Annotated in this window: 19 protein-coding genes; 18 read left to right on the top strand and 1 reads right to left on the bottom strand. The window is 36.5% G+C overall.

What is annotated here, in order from left to right; translation table 11 throughout:
• Positions 1-23: 23 nt before the first annotated feature.
• The gene (rpsT, locus tag JOC49_RS01165; RefSeq protein WP_204661341.1) at positions 24-290 is read right to left on the bottom strand and encodes a 30S ribosomal protein S20; all 267 of its coding nucleotides are present in this window, start codon (positions 288-290) and stop codon (positions 24-26) included.
• Between the two features lie 177 nt (positions 291-467).
• Here rpsT and lepA point away from each other — a divergent pair, with 177 nt between their 5' ends.
• From lepA to era, 18 genes are all read left to right on the top strand, one after another.
• Complete coding sequence (gene lepA / locus JOC49_RS01160; RefSeq protein WP_204661339.1) at positions 468-2279, top strand: translation elongation factor 4; 1812 nt, start codon at positions 468-470, stop codon at positions 2277-2279.
• Between the two features lie 53 nt (positions 2280-2332).
• Positions 2333-3487 (top strand): radical SAM family heme chaperone HemW, encoded by a 1155-nt coding sequence (hemW, locus tag JOC49_RS01155; RefSeq protein WP_204661337.1) that lies wholly within the window; start codon positions 2333-2335, stop codon positions 3485-3487.
• 115 nt (positions 3488-3602) lie between these two features.
• Complete coding sequence (hrcA, locus tag JOC49_RS01150; RefSeq protein ID WP_204661335.1) at positions 3603-4628, top strand: heat-inducible transcriptional repressor HrcA; 1026 nt, start codon at positions 3603-3605, stop codon at positions 4626-4628.
• Between the two features lie 13 nt (positions 4629-4641).
• Positions 4642-5199 carry a nucleotide exchange factor GrpE gene (gene grpE, locus JOC49_RS01145; protein WP_204661333.1) on the top strand — a complete coding sequence of 186 codons (558 nt, stop codon included), beginning with the start codon at positions 4642-4644 and terminating at the stop codon, positions 5197-5199.
• A gap of 23 nt (positions 5200-5222) precedes the next feature.
• Positions 5223-7043, top strand: coding sequence for a molecular chaperone DnaK (dnaK, locus tag JOC49_RS01140; protein WP_204661331.1), 1821 nt, complete (start codon positions 5223-5225; stop codon positions 7041-7043).
• 66 nt (positions 7044-7109) lie between these two features.
• Positions 7110-8282, top strand: coding sequence for a molecular chaperone DnaJ (dnaJ, locus tag JOC49_RS01135; RefSeq protein ID WP_204661329.1), 1173 nt, complete (start codon positions 7110-7112; stop codon positions 8280-8282).
• 117 nt (positions 8283-8399) lie between these two features.
• Positions 8400-9338, top strand: coding sequence for a 50S ribosomal protein L11 methyltransferase (gene prmA / locus JOC49_RS01130; protein ID WP_204661327.1), 939 nt, complete (start codon positions 8400-8402; stop codon positions 9336-9338).
• 1 nt (position 9339) lies between these two features.
• On the top strand, positions 9340-10095 hold the full coding sequence (locus tag JOC49_RS01125) for an RsmE family RNA methyltransferase (protein ID WP_204661325.1): 756 nt from the start codon (positions 9340-9342) through the stop codon (positions 10093-10095).
• An 11-nt stretch (positions 10096-10106) separates the two neighbouring features.
• Complete coding sequence (gene mtaB / locus JOC49_RS01120) at positions 10107-11411, top strand: tRNA (N(6)-L-threonylcarbamoyladenosine(37)-C(2))-methylthiotransferase MtaB (RefSeq protein WP_204661323.1); 1305 nt, start codon at positions 10107-10109, stop codon at positions 11409-11411.
• Positions 11412-11450: 39 nt separating this feature from the next.
• The gene (locus JOC49_RS01115) at positions 11451-11795 is read left to right on the top strand and encodes an HIT domain-containing protein (RefSeq protein WP_204661321.1); all 345 of its coding nucleotides are present in this window, start codon (positions 11451-11453) and stop codon (positions 11793-11795) included.
• Between the two features lie 116 nt (positions 11796-11911).
• The gene (rpsU, locus tag JOC49_RS01110; RefSeq protein WP_204661319.1) at positions 11912-12094 is read left to right on the top strand and encodes a 30S ribosomal protein S21; all 183 of its coding nucleotides are present in this window, start codon (positions 11912-11914) and stop codon (positions 12092-12094) included.
• Between the two features lie 15 nt (positions 12095-12109).
• Positions 12110-12553, top strand: a complete 444-nt coding sequence (locus tag JOC49_RS01105; RefSeq protein WP_204661317.1) for a GatB/YqeY domain-containing protein — start codon at positions 12110-12112, stop codon at positions 12551-12553.
• A gap of 120 nt (positions 12554-12673) precedes the next feature.
• A complete protein-coding gene (locus JOC49_RS01100; RefSeq protein ID WP_204661315.1) occupies positions 12674-13663 on the top strand; it encodes a PhoH family protein in 990 nt (329 codons plus the stop codon).
• Positions 13650-15719: an HD family phosphohydrolase gene (locus tag JOC49_RS01095; RefSeq protein ID WP_204661313.1), complete on the top strand. Its 2070-nt coding sequence runs from the start codon at positions 13650-13652 to the stop codon at positions 15717-15719. The genes JOC49_RS01100 and JOC49_RS01095 overlap by 14 nt, the downstream gene beginning before the upstream one ends.
• Entirely contained in the window at positions 15716-16174 is a 459-nt protein-coding gene (ybeY, locus tag JOC49_RS01090) for an rRNA maturation RNase YbeY (RefSeq protein WP_204661311.1), read from the top strand. Before JOC49_RS01095 ends, ybeY begins: the two co-directional genes overlap by 4 nt.
• 15 nt (positions 16175-16189) lie before the next feature.
• Positions 16190-17275 (top strand): DUF3048 domain-containing protein, encoded by a 1086-nt coding sequence (locus tag JOC49_RS01085; RefSeq protein WP_204661309.1) that lies wholly within the window; start codon positions 16190-16192, stop codon positions 17273-17275.
• Positions 17276-17286: 11 nt separating this feature from the next.
• Complete coding sequence (locus JOC49_RS01080; protein ID WP_204661307.1) at positions 17287-17676, top strand: cytidine deaminase; 390 nt, start codon at positions 17287-17289, stop codon at positions 17674-17676.
• 11 nt (positions 17677-17687) lie between these two features.
• On the top strand, positions 17688-18578 hold the full coding sequence (gene era / locus JOC49_RS01075) for a GTPase Era (protein ID WP_204661305.1): 891 nt from the start codon (positions 17688-17690) through the stop codon (positions 18576-18578).
• Positions 18579-18581 lie beyond the last annotated feature (3 nt).

Here is an 18581-nt window from a genome sequence, read left to right as displayed (position 1 = left end):
TCAAGTTAAAACAAGTTAAACGACTATTCAGCCGCAGCGTTTAATCTTTTTCTTAATCTTGAAATTTTTCTTGCAGCTGCATTTATATGGAATAATCCATTTGCAGAGTACTGAGACATTCTCTTTTCAAAATAGAAAAATCTTTCTTGAGCAAGAGCCATATCGCCAGCTTCTAGCGCTTCTAAGAATCTTTTTTCAGCAGTTTTTAACGCTGATTTTTTAGATTTATTCAACGCCGCTTTCTTGTTGATTACATTAATTCTTTTCTTTGCAGATTTAATATTAGCCATTGATTTCACCTCCCCGATAAATTTCAACAGAGTTATTTTATCACGATGCCACTAGATTAGCAAGTGATTTTAGAAAAAGCCTATAATAATTTTAGTTAATCTATTTGTGAAGGATATTACCGTATGGTATAATTGATATTGCACATAAAACTGTAACATATCGTGTAGGAGGATGCAATGCCGAGTGAAAGACAAAAGTACATTCGAAATTTTTCGATAATCGCACATATAGATCATGGTAAATCAACCCTGGCAGATAGATTAATTGAAAAAACAGGTCTTTTGACCCAAAGAGAAATGAAAGAACAAATATTAGACAACATGGATCTTGAGCGTGAGCGTGGAATTACAATCAAACTTCAAACTTCTAGATTAATCTATAAAGCCCAAGATGGTCATGAATATATACTAAACTTGATTGATACACCTGGTCATGTGGATTTCACCTATGAGGTATCTAGATCTCTTGCGGCTTGTGAGGGGGCTGTTTTGGTTGTAGATGCAACACAAGGCGTCGAAGCACAAACACTTGCAAATGTCCATTTAGCAGATGAACAAGGCCTTACAATTGTACCGGTTTTAAATAAAATTGACTTACCAAGTTCCAGACCTCAAGAGATTATTGAAGAAATTGAAGAAGTTATTGGAATACTTGCTGAAGATGCACCTCAAATATCTGCAAAAGATGGTATAAATATAGAAGCAGTTCTTGAAAAAATAGTTTCAGATGTCCCGGCTCCAGATGGAGATGAAACTGCGCCCTTAAAAGCTTTGATATTTGATTCATATTATGACAGTTATAAGGGTGCTGTTGCCTATGTAAGACTCATGGAAGGTTCTGTTAAAAAAGGGGATCGCATTAAAATGATGGCTTTAGGCAAACAATTTGAAGTCGTGGAAGTTGGGGTTTCAGTGCCAACACCACTTGCAGTTCCTGAACTTAAGGCTGGTGATGTTGGCTATATCACTGCAAGTATAAAAAATGTTAAAGACTGTAGAGTTGGAGATACCATTACTTTCGCAAACACGCCAACTGAAGCGGCTTTACCAGGTTATAAAAAAGCAACACCTATGGTTTATTGTGGAATATACCCTGCAGAGGGCGAAAGTTATGATGATGTCAGAGATGCACTTGAAAAATTACAACTCAATGATGCAGCCTTGTCATTTGAACCAGAAACATCAGTCGCTTTAGGCTTTGGATTTAGATGCGGTTTCTTGGGATTGCTTCACCTTGAAATTATTGAACAACGGTTGGACCGGGAGTTTGATTTGGATATAATTGCCACCGCACCAAGTGTAATCTATCGGGTAACCAAAACGGATGATGAAGTATCTATGATTCAAAATCCTTCTAACCTACCACCTGTAACCGAAATTAAGATGATGGAAGAACCTATTGTAACTGCAAATATAATTGTACCAAATGAATATGTAGGAAATATCATGGAGCTTTGTCAAAACAGGCGAGGCGAAATGGTTCATATGGATTACTTAGACCCTAAACGCGTGGTTTTGCATTATGATTTACCTTTAAACGAAGTAATCTATGACTTTTTTGATGCACTTAAATCCAAAACAAGAGGCTATGGGTCCTTGGATTATGAGTTTAAAGAATACCGAGAATCCGATCTGGTTAAAATGGATATTCTCTTAAATAAAGAAATGGTGGATGCTTTTTCTATGATTGTTCATCGAACGAAAGCAGATTCAAGAGGACGCGTAATTTGTGAACGGCTAAAAGAAGTTATTCCAAGACAGATGTTTGTTATTCCTATTCAGGCCGCTGTTGGAAACAAAGTCATTGCGCGAGAAACGATTAGTGCTTTACGTAAGGATGTCCTTGCTAAATGTTACGGTGGCGATATTTCCCGTAAGAAAAAGCTTCTTGAAAAGCAAAAAGAAGGTAAGAAAAAAATGCGTCAACTGGGAAATGTAGAGGTCCCACAACAAGCGTTTTTATCTGTATTAAAATTTGATGAAAATTAAAATAGGGACAATCGATGCTGCAGAGCTGAGATTGTCCTTTTTTGGAGGGTGTTATGGAAAAAATCGGACTATATATACATGTGCCATTTTGCAATTCCAAATGTACCTATTGTGATTTCACTTCTTTTGTGCCAAAAGCATCAGAACGTAATCAGATTATTGACCAGTATTTTGATGCGCTTCACACAGAGTTTAACCAGTATATACAAAATGGCTATAAATTCAGTGTTGAAAGCATCTATTTCGGGGGCGGCACACCATCTAGTGTTCCTGCAAGCCACATTGAAACGATGCTAACCTTAATAAAATCAAAATGCACTTTAACAGATGATTGCGAGATTACGCTGGAAGTTAATCCAGGTACCATTAATCGTGAAAGCGCTATTCAATATAAAAATTCAGGGATTAACCGGATTAGCATGGGGCTTCAAACAACCAGCAACTCACTGCTTAAGACAATTGGTCGAACGCATGATTTTGAGACGTTTCAAGCGACCTATAAATTGCTAAGAGATATTGGGGTTGACAACATTAGCCTTGATTTGATGTTTGGTTTGCCGGGGCAATCCATGGCGTCTTTGCGTGAAAGCATGCAAGAAATTATAAGGCTTAACCCTGAGCATGCTTCAATATATTCTCTTAAAGTGGAATCTGGAACACCTATGGCAAAGATGCTTGAAAAAGGACTGATTAAATTGCCAGATGAGGATATGGAAAGAGAGATGTATCACACAATTATTGACGTCATGGAATCCTATGGCTTTTATCAGTATGAAATATCAAATTTTTCTAAACCGGGTATGGCATCTAAACACAATTTGATTTACTGGCATAATCAGCCCTATTTGGGTCTAGGCCTTAGTGCACATTCAAAATTAAATTCTGTAAGATTTGCAAATACCAATGACTTTGAGACATACCTAAGTATTATAGGTCATAAAAACAGAAGTATACGTGTAGAAGAAACCAAAATTGACACATTAGAAGACCTGTTTGAAACAATCATTTTAGGGCTTAGATTAAATGAAGGTCTGGATATTGAAAAGCTTAATCAAGCCTATCAAATTGACTTTGAACAAAAGTATCATAGTGTTCTGGAAAAACTCAAATTTTATGAACTGATTGAAACAGAGGGACAGGTCGTTAAATTGACACGAAAAGGTATGGATTTATCCAATCAAGTTTTCGGGGCATTTATGAATGAATAAAATGTAACGATCTTATAAATATTTATTTTGAAGGTTGACAAACCAGACGTCAAAAGGTATATTATTTATAGAATTAGCACTCGATTGAAATGAGTGCTAACAAGTGGGTGATTAAATGATTTCTGAAAGACAACTGAGAATACTGGAAGCCATAATTAGTGATTTTATTGATACAGCACAACCAGTAGGGTCACGAACAATTTCAAAAAAATATCCATTGGGAATTAGTTCTGCTACCATCCGCAATGAGATGGCTGATTTGGAAGAATTAGGATATCTGGTTCAACCACATACATCTGCAGGACGAATTCCTTCTGATTTGGGATATCGATTGTATGTGGACGCTATTGTCAATGAACACACCATTGGGCTTCAGGAAAAAGAAATGATCCAATCTCTGCTACTCAATAGGATTATTGAGGCCAATGATTTGGCTAAGCAAGCGTCTAAGTTATTGTCTGAGTTTACAGGACTGGTTTCCATAGTCACCATTCCTAAATTCAACAAATGTAAACTGGCGAATTTAAAACTTATAAAAGTAACGGATTCAAGGGTTCTTTTAATTTTAGTAACCAATACTGGGATTGTAAAGAACATTCAGCTTGCAATCTCCAACGCAGATCAATTTATATTGGACCGTATCTCTGATACGATGTTAAGTTTTCTTGAAGGCGAGACCATAGAAAAAATTGATATTCGATCCATTATGAGACTAAAAGATAAACTACAAGGACTTGGAACTTTTGTAGACTATTTGATTCCAATTCTTAGAGACGCGCTTAAATCGCTTAATGGTACAGAATTGTTTGTAGAGGGATTGGCACAAATTTTATCCATTCAAGAATTTGCGAATACCGAAAAAGCAAAAACTATTTTTGAGTATCTAAAAGACCCTGATAATATGGAACTTCTTATTGAGGAATTATCTTCTGATCAACTGTCCATTAAAATAGGTTCTGAAATTAAGAATCCGATTCTGGACGCCTGTAGTATTGTATCATCTTCTTATAAAGTTGATGGCAAAAGCGATGGCAAAATAATCGTCATAGGTTCGAAACGAATGGATTATGGCAATGTTGTTTCAGTTGTTAATTACATTAGCAATACCTTATCAGATGTTTTTTCAGGAATTAACTTATAGGAAGGTGACAAAATTGGCGAAGAAAAAAGAAAAGCATAAAGAACAAGAAGACCAAGATGAAATCATAAGAAATGGCGAAGGTGATGAACTTACAAATCAAGATAAAACGCCTGAAGTCGAGGTTAACCCAATTGATACTTTACAAGAGGAACTGGATGCTTTAAATGATAAGTATCTAAGGTTAAATGCGGAGTATCAGAACTATCGAAAAAGAGTTGAAAAAGAAAAATCAGACATCTTTAAATTTGGTACTGAAAAACTCTTTGCAGACTTATTACCTGTTATGGATAATTTTGAACGTGCACTTAAAGTAGATGACGCTTCAAAAACTAATGACAAATTCCATGAAGGGGTTTTAATGATCAAAAAAACTTTTGATGAGTTTTTTGAAAAAAATGGTGTTAAGAAAATTGAAGCTCTAGGACAACCGTTCGATCCTGAAATACATCATGCTGTATTGTCAGAAGAAAGTGATGATGTTGAAAGCGAACATGTTGTAGAAGTCTTTCAAGAAGGTTATACAATCAATGATAAAGTCATACGTGCCAGTATGGTAAAAGTATCTAAATAGTTTAAAATTATAGGAGGCATAAAATGGGAAAAATTATTGGTATTGATTTAGGAACAACAAACTCGTGTGTATCTGTTTTAGAAGGTGGCGAAGCTGTAGTTATATCAAATGCAGAAGGTAATAGAACCACACCATCGGTAGTTGCGTTTACAAAAACAGGTGAAAGACTTGTTGGTGAAACAGCAAAAAGACAAGCAATTACAAATCCAGACAGAACAATTATGTCTGTTAAACGTGAAATGGGAACAGATCACAAAGTGAAAGTAGATGACAAGACATATTCACCACAAGAAATTTCAGCAATGATCTTACAAAAATTAAAAGCCGATGCTGAGAGCTATCTTGGCGAAAAAGTTACAGAGGCTGTTATCACAGTACCTGCATACTTTACAGATGCGCAAAGACAAGCGACAAAAGATGCTGGTAAAATTGCAGGCCTAGAAGTAAAGAGAATTATCAATGAGCCAACAGCTGCTTCTTTGTCATACGGTCTTGATAAAACAGATAAGCAACACAAGATAATGGTCTTTGACCTTGGTGGTGGTACTTTCGATGTATCTATCCTAGAAATTGGAGATGGTGTATTTGAAGTGCTTGCTACAAATGGAAACAACCACCTCGGTGGAGATGACTTTGATAAAGTCGTAATGGACCATTTAGCGGATACTTTTAAATCGGAACATGGTGTAGACTTGAGAAACGATAAGATGGCACTTCAAAGGCTTAAAGAAGCTGCTGAAAAAGCAAAAAAAGAATTGTCTTCAACACAAACGACAAATGTTAACCTGCCATTTATTACAGCTACAGCTGAAGGTCCTCTTCATTTAAATGTTGATTTAACCCGTTCCAAGTTTGAGCAATTAACCAAGCACTTGGTTGATATGTCTATGGAACCAACAAAAAAAGCCCTTAAAGACGCTGGCTTGAACCCATCAGACATTGAACAGGTTATTTTAGTAGGTGGTTCAACAAGAATCCCTGCAGTTCAAGATGCTGTTAAAAAATTTGTTGGAAAAGACCCGCATAAAGGCGTAAATCCAGATGAATGTGTTGCACTTGGTGCGGCAATTCAAGGTGGGGTACTTTCTGGTGATGTCAAAGACGTTCTGCTTTTGGATGTCACACCACTTTCACTTGGAATTGAAACACTTGGTGGTGTATTTACAAAATTAATCGAAAGAAATACAACCATTCCTACTAAAAAAAGTCAGGTATTTTCCACAGCTGCGGATAATCAAACTGCTGTAGACATTCATGTACTTCAAGGGGAAAGACAGATGGCAACAGATAACAGCACACTGGGCCGTTTCCAGCTTGATGGTATTCCACCTGCTAGACGTGGACTGCCACAAATTGAAGTAACATTTGACATTGATGCGAACGGCATTGTTAATGTTAGTGCGAAGGATTTGGGTACAGGTAAATCTCAACATATTACAATTACTGCAACAACAAATCTTTCTGAAGATGAAGTTGAAAAGAAAATTAAAGAAGCAGAACAATTTGCAGAAGAAGATAAAAAGAAAAAAGAACTTATTGAAGAACGTAATAAAGCTGACAATATGATTTATGAAGTTGAAAAATCCATGAATGATTTAGGCGATAAAGCGACTGAAGAACAAAAAAATGATGTAAATTCAAAAATTGAGGCGCTTAAAGCATCCATGGCAACAGATGATGTTGAAAAAATCAAAAGTGATTTTGAAGCATTGACAAATGCGTTCCAGCCTCTGGCAGAAAAAATATATGCTGACGCAAATGCTCAAGCCCAAGAAAATCCTTCTCCGGAATCAACCGATCAAGATGATTCTGTTGACGAAGCTGATTATGAAGTGGTAGACTAATAGAGTTATCGGACGAGGCACCTATACCGGTGCCTTGTCTACTTGATTAGAAAGGTGGGTTAAAGCGTGAGTAAAAGCGACTATTATGAGTTGCTCGGTGTCGATCGGAACGCTGATGAAAACGAATTAAAAAAAGCATATCGGAAACTGGCAATGAAATACCATCCAGACCGAAATCCAGATGATAAAGAAGCAGAAACAAAATTCAAAGAAATTAATGAAGCCTATGAAATTTTAAGCGATCCTGAGAAACGAAAACTGTATGATCAATTTGGTCATGCTGGCGTCAACCAAAATATGGGAGGCGGTAGTGGATTTGGTGGTTTTGAAGGTGGATTTGGTGGTTTTGAAGATATTATAAATGAAATGTTTGGTGGCGGTTTTGGGTTTGGTGGAAGTGGTGGAAGCCGTAGAAATGGACCAAGACGTGGTAAAGATCTGCGAGTTGATGTCACATTAAGTTTTGAAGAAGCCGCATTTGGTAAAAAAACGACACTAGAGTTTTTCAGAACAGAAACATGTGATGTGTGTCATGGAAAAGGCAATGAGCCTGGTTCAGCCACCCATACATGTAGTACGTGTAATGGGACCGGAGAGGTGCGTTACACTCAACGGTCACTTTTTGGAGAATCTATAAGTGTTAAAGCGTGTCCAACCTGTAAAGGAAAAGGTGAAACGTTTGACAAGGCGTGTCATCAGTGTAAGGGACATGGTATTGTCAAGAAAAAACACACGAAGGAAATTGAACTGCCTGCAGGCGTATTTCACGGTGCCAACATGCAAATTAGGGGTGAAGGTGACTTAGGCCAGAATGGTGGGCCGCGTGGTGATGTTATCGTTGTAATTCATGTTAAACCTCATAAAGAATTTACACGTGAAAATAATGATATTTTCTATGATTTATGGGTTTCATATGGGCAAGTTGTTTTAGGCAGCGAAGTTATGGTACCTACTTTAGACGGCAAAGTTAAATTTACAATTCCAGCAGGAACACCAGCAGGAAAACAGTTTAAATTAAAAGGCAAGGGAATTCCTGTGCTTAATGGCTATGGCCGTGGCGACCAATATGTTAAGATACATGTTGATATTCCTAAAGACCTTACAAAAAAACAAAGGGAATTATTAGAAGCATTAGAATCTGAAATGGGGAATACCAAATCAAGTTCTTCTAACGCTCAAAAAGGAAAAAAAAAAGAAGATAAATCCTTCTTCGACAAAATGAAAGACGCACTTAGCTAATTCTTAGACCTATGCTAATCACATGGGTCTTTTTTTGAGTTTTTAAATGTGGACTCAAACAATAGTTCTGTGATATAGTATTCGATAGAAATCTTATGAAAAGGATAGGAATTAAATATGGCTTGGTTTGAAATAAATATAAAAACGTCAATTATGTGTATAGATGCTGTAAGTCAACTTCTTTATAGAACGGGGGCAAATGGCGTTCAAATATTAAATCCGAATGATCCTGATTTACTTGGCAATGCGTCTGGTCTATGGGATTTTTTTGAACCTGAAAATACGACGTTGGATTTTGAAGGTGCTGTTGTAACCGCATATCTTGAACGAGACTCTATTGAAGGAACCGTTGACACCCTTAAAAATAAGCTTGAAGAATTAACCTCATTTGGTTTAGACCCATCACCTGGCATTATTGAAACTCAAATTGTTTTTCAAGAGAATTGGGAAAATGAATGGAAAAAGTATTTTAAACCAATTCGACTTGGGAAAAAAATGGTAGTCAAGCCAAGTTGGGAAACAGTTGAATCAAAGACAGATGAAATTGTAATTGAAATTGATCCTGGCAATGCCTTTGGTTCTGGAACACATGAGACCACGTCACTTTGTATTGAAATGATTGAAAAATACATGAGGCCATCAGATCATGTACTGGATGTTGGCTGTGGAAGTGGTATTTTATCTATTGCAGCAGGTTTATTAGGTGCAAAGTCGATATTGGGTGTTGATATTGATCCTGTTGCTGTTAAAACAGCACGGGAGAACATAGAGCGCAACCACCTTGAGAACATATCAGACATCAGACAAGGTGATTTGTTGTCGGTTGTGGACCAACCAGCTGATTTAGTTGTTGCGAATATTATCGCTGAAATTATCATACAGTTGGTAGACGATATTGATTCTGTTATTAAATCCGGAGGGTATTTTATTGCTTCAGGGATCATTCTGCAAAGATTAGACAGCGTGCTCGACAAAATTCAATCTTCTGGTCTTGAAGTTGTGGAAACTGTAAAAAAAGGTGAATGGGCTGTTATTGTTGCACGGAAAGGACTTTAATATGCATCGGTTTTTTTTAGGAAAATCAGATCTTGTTTTAGACCAAGTGATTCTGATAAATGAAAGTGAGACATTAAAGCATCTTAAATTATCGCTTCGTGTAAAACTTAGTGAATCAATTGAACTTATATCAGATCAGTTTACTTATATTTGTCAAATCCAATCGATTGAAGAAGATCAAATTACAACTAAAATTCAGTCAAAGGAGTCTCATTCAAATGAGACCAGTAGTACTATCGATTTGTTTCAATGTGTTCCTAAAGGCACAAAACTTGAGTTAATCTTACAAAAAAATGTAGAATTAGGTGTCAAAAAATTTTATCTTGTTGACAGCAAAAGGTGTGTAGCGGATTATACAGGTAAAGATATTTCAAAGAAAATTATGCGGTTTGAACGGATTATAAAAGAGGCTGCAAAACAGTCAAAAAGAGATATAGTACCAGAAATTGAAGGCCCTTATACGCTTAAAGATGTTTCGAAAAAAATTGACACATATGATGTTTTTCTTGTTTTATATGAAAATGAGGAAAGTACGTCTATTGGTGAAAAATTGAATGCACTTAAATCTATCAATTCGGGGAAACTTAAAATTGGTATTTTAGTAGGACCTGAAGGTGGACTTGAGCCTTATGAAGTGGATGATCTTCAGGCAAATGGGGCTTTTTCTGTAAGTTTAGGAAAACGAATATTAAGAACGGAGACTGCAGGTTTTACTGCGGTTACAATTGCCCAATATATAATGGGAGAATTTGAGTAAAGGAGATCAATATGAATCGTGTTGCTTTTGCAACTTTAGGCTGCAAAACAAATCAGTATGAAACAGATGCACTTATGGATTTGTTTTATCAAAATAGATATGAAATAACAGACTACGATGATCTTGCTGACATTTATGTTATTAATACGTGTACTGTAACACACGTTGGCGATAAAAAATCACGGCAAATGATTCGACGTGCCAAAAAAAACAATCCTGAAGCCATAGTTGTGGTAATGGGGTGTTATGCCCAAATTTCTCCAGAGGAAGTCAAAGCAATTGAAGGCGTCGATATCGTTATTGGGACAGATTCAAGAACGCATATATTAGAATATATTGAATCCTATAGAAAGGGCGATAAAAAAACGCCTCTTGTTGTGGTAGATGATATCATGACAGTTCATAACTTTGAAAATATGGTGTTAAATCGTGTAAAAGTACATACGCGCGCATTTATAAAAATACAAGAAGGATGCAATCAATATTGCAGTTATTGTATTATCCCTTATGCGCGAGGCCATGTTCGGAGTCGTTCAATGAAACATATTATCGAAGAAGTTGAAACTTTATCTCAAAAAGGCTATCGTGAATTTGTACTAACTGGCATCCATATTGGGTCATATGGCGTAGACCTTGGTGAGAAAAGATTAATTGATTTGATGGAGGCTTTGAACCAACTTGAACATGTAAGTCGAATACGTTTAGGATCAATTGAACCTAGGCTAATTACAGAGGCTTTTATTGAACGCTTGGCACCACTTGAAAAAGTTTGTGATCATTTTCACCTTTCGCTTCAAAGTGGTTCGGATTCTGTGCTGAAGCGAATGAACAGAAGATATTCAACCGATGATTATGCATCTGCTGTTAGCAAACTTAGAAAACTATATAAGAATCCTGCAATAACAACTGACCTAATCGCCGGATTTCCTGGTGAGACAGAGAATGAATATGCAGAAACAGAGGCGTTTATTGAACGTATTGGTTTTGCTGAAGTACATGTGTTTCCATTTTCTAAACGAGAAGGGACACCGGCGGCTACAATGCCCAATCAAATTCCACCCAATGTAAAAAAGAGTCGGGCAGATGCCTTGAGCCAAATTGCAAGCAAAATGCGTCATAATTATTTGATGCAATACAATCAGACCCATCTGAGTGTTCTCATAGAAGAAGAAAAAGCGGGCTTTTATATTGGCCACACTTGCAATTACTTGAAAGTGAAAATTACCTCTGAAAGCCATCTTGATGCTGGACGTATTGTAAATGTGCAAATACATTTAAATGCAGATTTTGAATTAGTGGGTGAAATTATCTCATAATTCTGATATAATAAGTTCAGCGCAACAGGAGGTGAGTTTGTGAGTGACTGTTTATTTTGTAAAATAGTTAAAGGCGATATTCCATCTACAAAAGTATACGAAGATGAGTGGGTCTATGCCTTTAAGGATATTCAACCTGAAGCGCCAGTTCACATTTTGATTGTACCAAAGGTTCACCTTGATTCAATTGCAAAGGCATCCGAAAAAGATGTCAAATTATTGGGACATATACAACTAGTAGCTGCTGAAATCGCCAGATCTGAAGGTTTGGAAGAAGCTGGCTATCGACTTGTAACCAATATTGGTGAAGACGGGGGACAAACTGTACAACATCTGCATTATCACCTTTTGGGTGGTAGAACGCTCAAATGGCCTCCTGGCTAATTTAATCAAGATTATCTATTGCATTTTAAAGCATCATAGTGTATAATAACAAAGTATGTTCTAGGTACATTCCTCTGTACTATTGAAGAATCTATTAACGGAGGGAGGGAATGTGAATGTCTGGCATCAAAGTAGGAGAAAACGAGAGTATCGATAGTGCTTTAAAAAGATTTAAAAGAGAAACTTCTAAGGCTGGTGTAATGGCTGAGATTAAAAAGAGAAGACATTACGAGAAGCCTAGCGTGAAGCGTAAGAAAAAATCTGAAGCAGCTAGAAAAAAGAAGAAAAAGCAGTTTTAGTGAAAGGATGATTATATGTCACTAAAAAATATGCTGATGGATGATTTGAAAATTGCAATGAAAGAAAAAGATAAGTTGCGCAAATCTGTAATCACTATGTTGCGATCTGCTATCAAACAAATTGAAGTAGACGAACGAGTTGAATTAGATGACGCTGCAGTTATTGATATTATTGCGAAACAAATCAAACAGAAAAAAAACGCCATCGAAGAATTTCGAAATGGCGGACGTCAAGATTTGGTCGATACTACTGAAGCGGAGATAGATCTTTTGATGGGATATCTTCCTGAACAACTCTCAACTGAAGCTATTTTGGAAATTGTCAAAGAGGCAGTCTCCAAAACTGGAGCAACTTCCATGAAAGACATGGGAAAAGTTATGGGAATTGTCACAAATGCTACTAAAGGCAGAGCCGATAGTAAAACCGTTGCAGATATGGTCAAAAAAGCCTTATCTTGATCAGCAAAATATTTGTGAATCATAATGGCATATCCGAAAGGGTATGTCATTTTATTTTTTTGTGCAGCAAATCGGTAATTATGCTAGAATAATTGTAACAGCGAATTATCAGGAGGTCCTATGACAGATCAAACAATGCGAAAAATTGCCTTAAATGATTTTAGTGCTTTGCATTTATTATTTGGGAACTTAGATGAAAATATCAAAATAATTGAACAGAGTTTCAACGTTCTTATTGCAGCGAGAGATGGTGAAATTATCGTTCAAGGGGATACTCAAAATGTGTCATTGGCGATTGATGCCATTGAAATTATCATTCAAAATATAAAATCAGGTGAAATTATTGACCGACAACGCGTTAACTATATTGTTCAATCGGTTCATGGTGGTGAGGGACAAAAACTTGAAGATTTAAACAAGTCTTTTATTTGTGTCACAGCAAGAGGCAAATACATTAAACCCAAAACCTTAGGGCAGAATCAATATATTAAGTCAATTCAAGCAAAAGACGTTGTGTTTGGAATTGGGCCGGCAGGCACTGGAAAAACATATTTGGCTGTTGCCATGGCTGTAAGGGCTTTCAAGAACAATGAAATAAATCGCATTATTTTAACAAGACCCGCCGTAGAAGCTGGTGAAAGTTTAGGATTTTTACCAGGTGATTTACAGATGAAAGTCGATCCCTATTTAAGACCACTTTATGATGCCCTATATGATATTCTTGGCGCAGACACGTATAATTCTTTTAAAGAACGTGGTTTAATTGAAATTGCACCACTTGCTTATATGCGGGGAAGGACACTTGATAATGCGTTTATTATTTTAGACGAGGCTCAAAACACAACACGTGAACAAATGAAAATGTTTTTAACCCGTTTTGGATTCGGATCAAAAGTAATTGTAAATGGAGATATTACTCAGATTGACTTGCCGTCTGGTAAAAAATCTGGGCTAGTTCATGCCATTGAGGTGCTAAAAAATGTAGAGGAAATTGGCATGGTTAAATTGACAGAACGAGACGTCGTTCGACATGAATTGGTTAAGAAAATTATCTTAAGTTATGACCGTTATGAAAAAAAAATCGAGGTTCATAAAAATGAAAAAAAATAACCGTTTTTTAAAAAACAAAAACTTGTTAATTAACACGTCTATTATGCTTATTGGTTTGTTAAGTGTGTTTTTTGTTTTGAACAATTCTGCTTTTTATGGGCTTTATGCTTATGAAGTAGGCGACTTAGCCAAGGAAGCTATTTATTTAAAAGCAGATATTGTTGACACACATTTGACAGCCGTTCGAAAGCAAGAAGTGAAGGACAGTATTGAACCAATTTATTATGTGGATTTTTCAAAAATTGTGGCTTCAAAGAAAGATTTGACAGATTTTTTTGCGCGTGTTCTAGAAATAAAATCTTCTTATGCGTCTGATGAAACTCTAATGAAACGCGTTTATGTAGGCATTGAAAAGAAAAATGCCTATGAATTGAATGAAGAAGAACTGGTTGCAATTATCTCCATGTCTCCTGAAAAACTAGATTCTATGAAAACCTACGCCATTGATATTGCTTCACAAAATATGTCAGGTGGTTTAAAATCGGATGAAATCAGCTCGGTCATGACTAATGTAGGTGTATTTTTAGACAATCAAATTGAACTAAGCTCTATGGATCGAAATGTCTTAATTAAATTGATTGAACATTCTTTAACAGAAAACGCTTTCGTTGATATTGATAAAACAAATGCGAAAATTGAAAATGAACTTTCAAAAGTTGAAGAGGTTGTCTATAAGAAGGGAACACTATTAATCGAAAAAGGGGATCCTGTTACAGAAGACCATTATAGAATATTGTCTGAAGGTGATATGTTAATTCAGTCCGGACGCGATCGTTTCTTAATTAGTGTGGCACTTTTTGCATTAACCTCTGTCATCTGGATTATTCTTCATTTTTATCTGTATTTATATGATAAAAAAATCCTAGCATCGGTTAAGACGTATGCCATATTGATCAGTCTTTTTGTGTTTTCTTTTGTTATCGGAAAATTCTTTTATGATTTTTCACCCTTTATGGTACCAATTCCTGCCTTTGCAATGATGGCAGGCATTATGATTACACCGCATATTGTGGTTTTCTTTGGTTTGGCTTTAATTGTTTTTACTTATATTTGGACGTCTATGGAAGCAATAGTCGTTATGGCTTATATTATTTCTCTAATGGTCTTAGCCCTATTGGTCCGAAATATCAAACAAAGGTCTCAAGTTGTTACAGCAGGTCTTTTTACGGCATTAATTTTGATGATTTTTGCAATTGTCCAAACACTTTTATTTAACACGCCTATTGATGCATTGCCTTTAACTGTTATATTTGCCTTAGGAAATGGCATTATAAGTTCAGTTATTACAATTGGTTTGATGCCGTTTTTTGAGGGATTTTTCTCTATATTGACCCCTTTTAAATTGCTTGAACTTTCAAACCCCAATAGGCCATTGTTAAAGCGACTTTTGGTTGAAGCGCCAGGAACCTACCACCACAGTGTCTTGGTTGGAAACCTTGCTGAAACAGCAGCCCATGATATTGGTGCCAACAGTTTGCTTACACGTGTTGCAGCGTTCTATCATGACGTTGGTAAATTAGAACGCCCTTATTATTACAAAGAAAATCAACTGGGGAGTGACAATCCGCATGATAAACTTCCACCACAGATAAGCGCCAATATCATTAAACAACATATGAGTGTTGGGGTTGAAATGGCCAAAAAGAACAAGCTGCCTGATGAAGTTGTTGATGTAATGAAAGCGCATCATGGAACGTCCTTGATTAAATATTTCTACCATCAAGAACAACAATCAAACCCAGATGTAGATGCTTCAAAATTTGTTTATCCTGGGCCAAAACCCGAAAGTAAAGAAGCGGTTATTTTAATGCTGGCAGATTCTGTGGAAGCCGCCGTGCGAACGCTTGAATCGCCTACAAAAGAAAAATTAAGCGCATTAATAGAAAAAATTATTGGTCAAAAGATGGCAGAAAACCAATTAAGTGAGAGCGATATTAGCATGCATGAAATTGAGCGTATTAAAAAGTCTTTTCTAAACGTACTCAGTGGAATTTTTCATGAACGTATCGTTTACCCTGATGTAGATGTGGTTCAAGCCTTGAAGGAGGAAAAATGATTTTTGAAATTAACAATGAGACAAATTTCGAATTAAATTCCAATATGGAGACCCGCCTTCAAGAGGCCTTAAATACTGTTATGGCTTTGGAATCGGTTGCTTGTGATGGTGAGGTATCTTTGCTCTTTGTAGACAATGAGACAATTCAAAACCTGAATAAAACGTATAGAGAAAAAGATGCTGTAACCGATGTTCTTTCTTTCCCTCAGTATGAATCTGTTTATAAAAATGGCCTTAAAGAGCCATATGCATATCTCGGAGATGTTGTAATTTCAATAGATCGTGCTGAGGAGCAAGCCCTAGAATTTGGACACTCTCTTGAGCGGGAAATCATATATTTGGTTGTTCACAGTTTATTGCACTTGCTTGGTTACGATCACATGACTGATACAGAAAAAAAACAAATGCGTGCACATGAAAAAGAAGTACTAAAAAAGCTCAAAATTTTTAAGTGAAATAAAGGAGTGTACATGAGCCAGACAAAACGAATCCTATTTGCATTTATACTTTTAAGCAGTATTTATTTAATTGGATGTACCAAGGTTGAGACAGAACTGACGACTTTACCCACAGAAATCACCACATCAACATCAACCGAACCAGAGACCGAACCGGAAACAGAACCGTTAACGCCTATTTTAGGAGAAAATGAAGTAATTAATCCACTCACAGGAATGCCAATGGTATCCGTTGAACCACTTCGGCCTATTGCGGTTATGATGGACAATTTGGCACCTGCTAGACCTCAAGCAGGTTTATCTAAGGCAGATATTTGTTATGAAATTCTGGCTGAAGGTAGAATTACGCGCTATTTGGCTGTTTTCTATTCAAACTTACCAGACCTTATTGGACCGGTTCGCAGTGCTAGACCATATTTTATAGAAAAAGCCATGGAGTACAATCCATACTATGTTCATGTGGGTGGGTCAAACCAAGCTTTTAAAGACATAAAAAAATACAGACTAGCTGATATAGATGGCCTAAGTAGTGGTGCGTTTTGGCGGGAAAACCATAAAAAAATACCACACAATATGTATACATCATCAAAAGAAATTGTTGAGGATGCCAATAATAGAGGGTATAAAACACATGTAGAGCCGACTTTCCTAGAATTTCATGCGTCATTTAAGGAAATTGAAGGTGATGCTGCTGGGCAGATTACCTTTGTTTATAAAGAACCGACCCGTAGCAGTTCTACCGGATATGCCACTTCGTATAAATATAACAATGAAACAAAATTATATTACAGGTATACTAATGGTAAACCACATGTTGATGAGACGGATGAAAACCAACTAACGTGCAGCAATATTCTTGTTCAATATGCCGATACCAAAGTGATTGATAATGAAGGCCGGCTGGCCATTAAATTTGTAGGAACCGGTGAAGGCAAGCTTTACACTGCAGGCAAATCCGTTGCAATCAAGTGGGAAAAAGAAACACCAGAAACACCTACGCTATTTTTTACACAGGATGGCGAGGCAATCCAACTCAATCCTGGTCAAACTTGGATACAAGTTATGGAAACTGGGCACGAGGAAATAATTGAAAATTGAGGTGACTGATCATGACTTACAAAGAGTTAGTAGAAAAAGCATATGAAGCTATGGAATTTGCATACACACCCTATTCGAACTTTAACGTTGGGGCAGCCTTACTAACCAAAAGCGGGAAAGTTTATACAGGTTGCAATATTGAAATCGCATCATATGGCGCTACAAATTGTGCTGAAAGAACAGCTATTTTTAAAGCGGTATCAGATGGTGAAAAAGAGTTTAAAGCAATTGCAGTTGTTTCAAGCAGCCATGATTATACATTTCCATGTGGCATATGCCGTCAAGTGATTGTAGAATTTGGCAAAGATATTGACATCATTATCGCTAAAGATTATGATTATGAAGTCTATAGTATAGATGACCTTTTACCTAAGTCATTTACTCAAATTGATATGAAATAAACGGAGGTACCATGTCTTTTAAATCAGGTTTTGTAACCATCATTGGCAGACCCAATGTTGGGAAATCCACGTTACTAAATAGAATTATTGGCGAAAAAATTGCCATTATGTCAGACAAGCCACAGACAACACGACATAAAATTACGGCCATGTATAATGACGCATCCACACAGATTATTTTTGTAGATACACCTGGTATTCATAGGCCTAAAAGTAAATTAGGGGATTACATGGTGACCAGTGCAAAAAATGCAGTTAAAGATGTAGATGTTGTTATTTTAATGATGGATCACTCTTTAAAAATTGGGCCTGGTGACCAGTACTTGTTAGATTTTGTCAAAGAAGCTGGTGTTCAAGTTATCTTGGCAATTAACAAGGTGGACCTTTTAAAACCTGAAGCATACAAGCAAATATATGATGTATATGAAAAAATGCCCTTTGTAAAAGAAGTTGTTGGCCTTTCTGCAACACTTGGTCATGGGGTCAAAGAACTTATTGATGCAATTAAGAAAGAACTTCCTGAAGGGCCTGCCTATTATTCTGACGATACACTAACAGACCAAACAGAACGCACAATTGTAGGCGAAATTATACGTGAAAAAATATTGATGTATATCCAAGATGAAATACCACATGGTGTCGCAGTTGAAGTTCAATCCATGAAACTTCGTCCAGATGAGACACTTTATGATATCGAAGCCAATATAATTTGTGAAAAAAAATCTCATAAAGGCATTATCATTGGTAAAGAAGGTCGAAAACTAAAAGGAATCGGTAAAAGTGCCAGACAAGATATCGAAAAATTCCTTGATAAAAAAGTAAACCTACAACTTTGGGTAAAAATAAGAGAAGGCTGGCGTGATAATCAAAATCTATTGAATTCACTAGGTTATAAAGACTAGAAG

This window comes from Fusibacter tunisiensis (assembly GCF_016908355.1).
Classification (GTDB): domain Bacteria; phylum Bacillota; class Clostridia; order Peptostreptococcales; family Acidaminobacteraceae; genus Fusibacter_D; species Fusibacter_D tunisiensis.
Note: the sequence above shows the minus strand (reverse complement) of the source record. Positions and strands in the feature narration are given on the sequence as shown.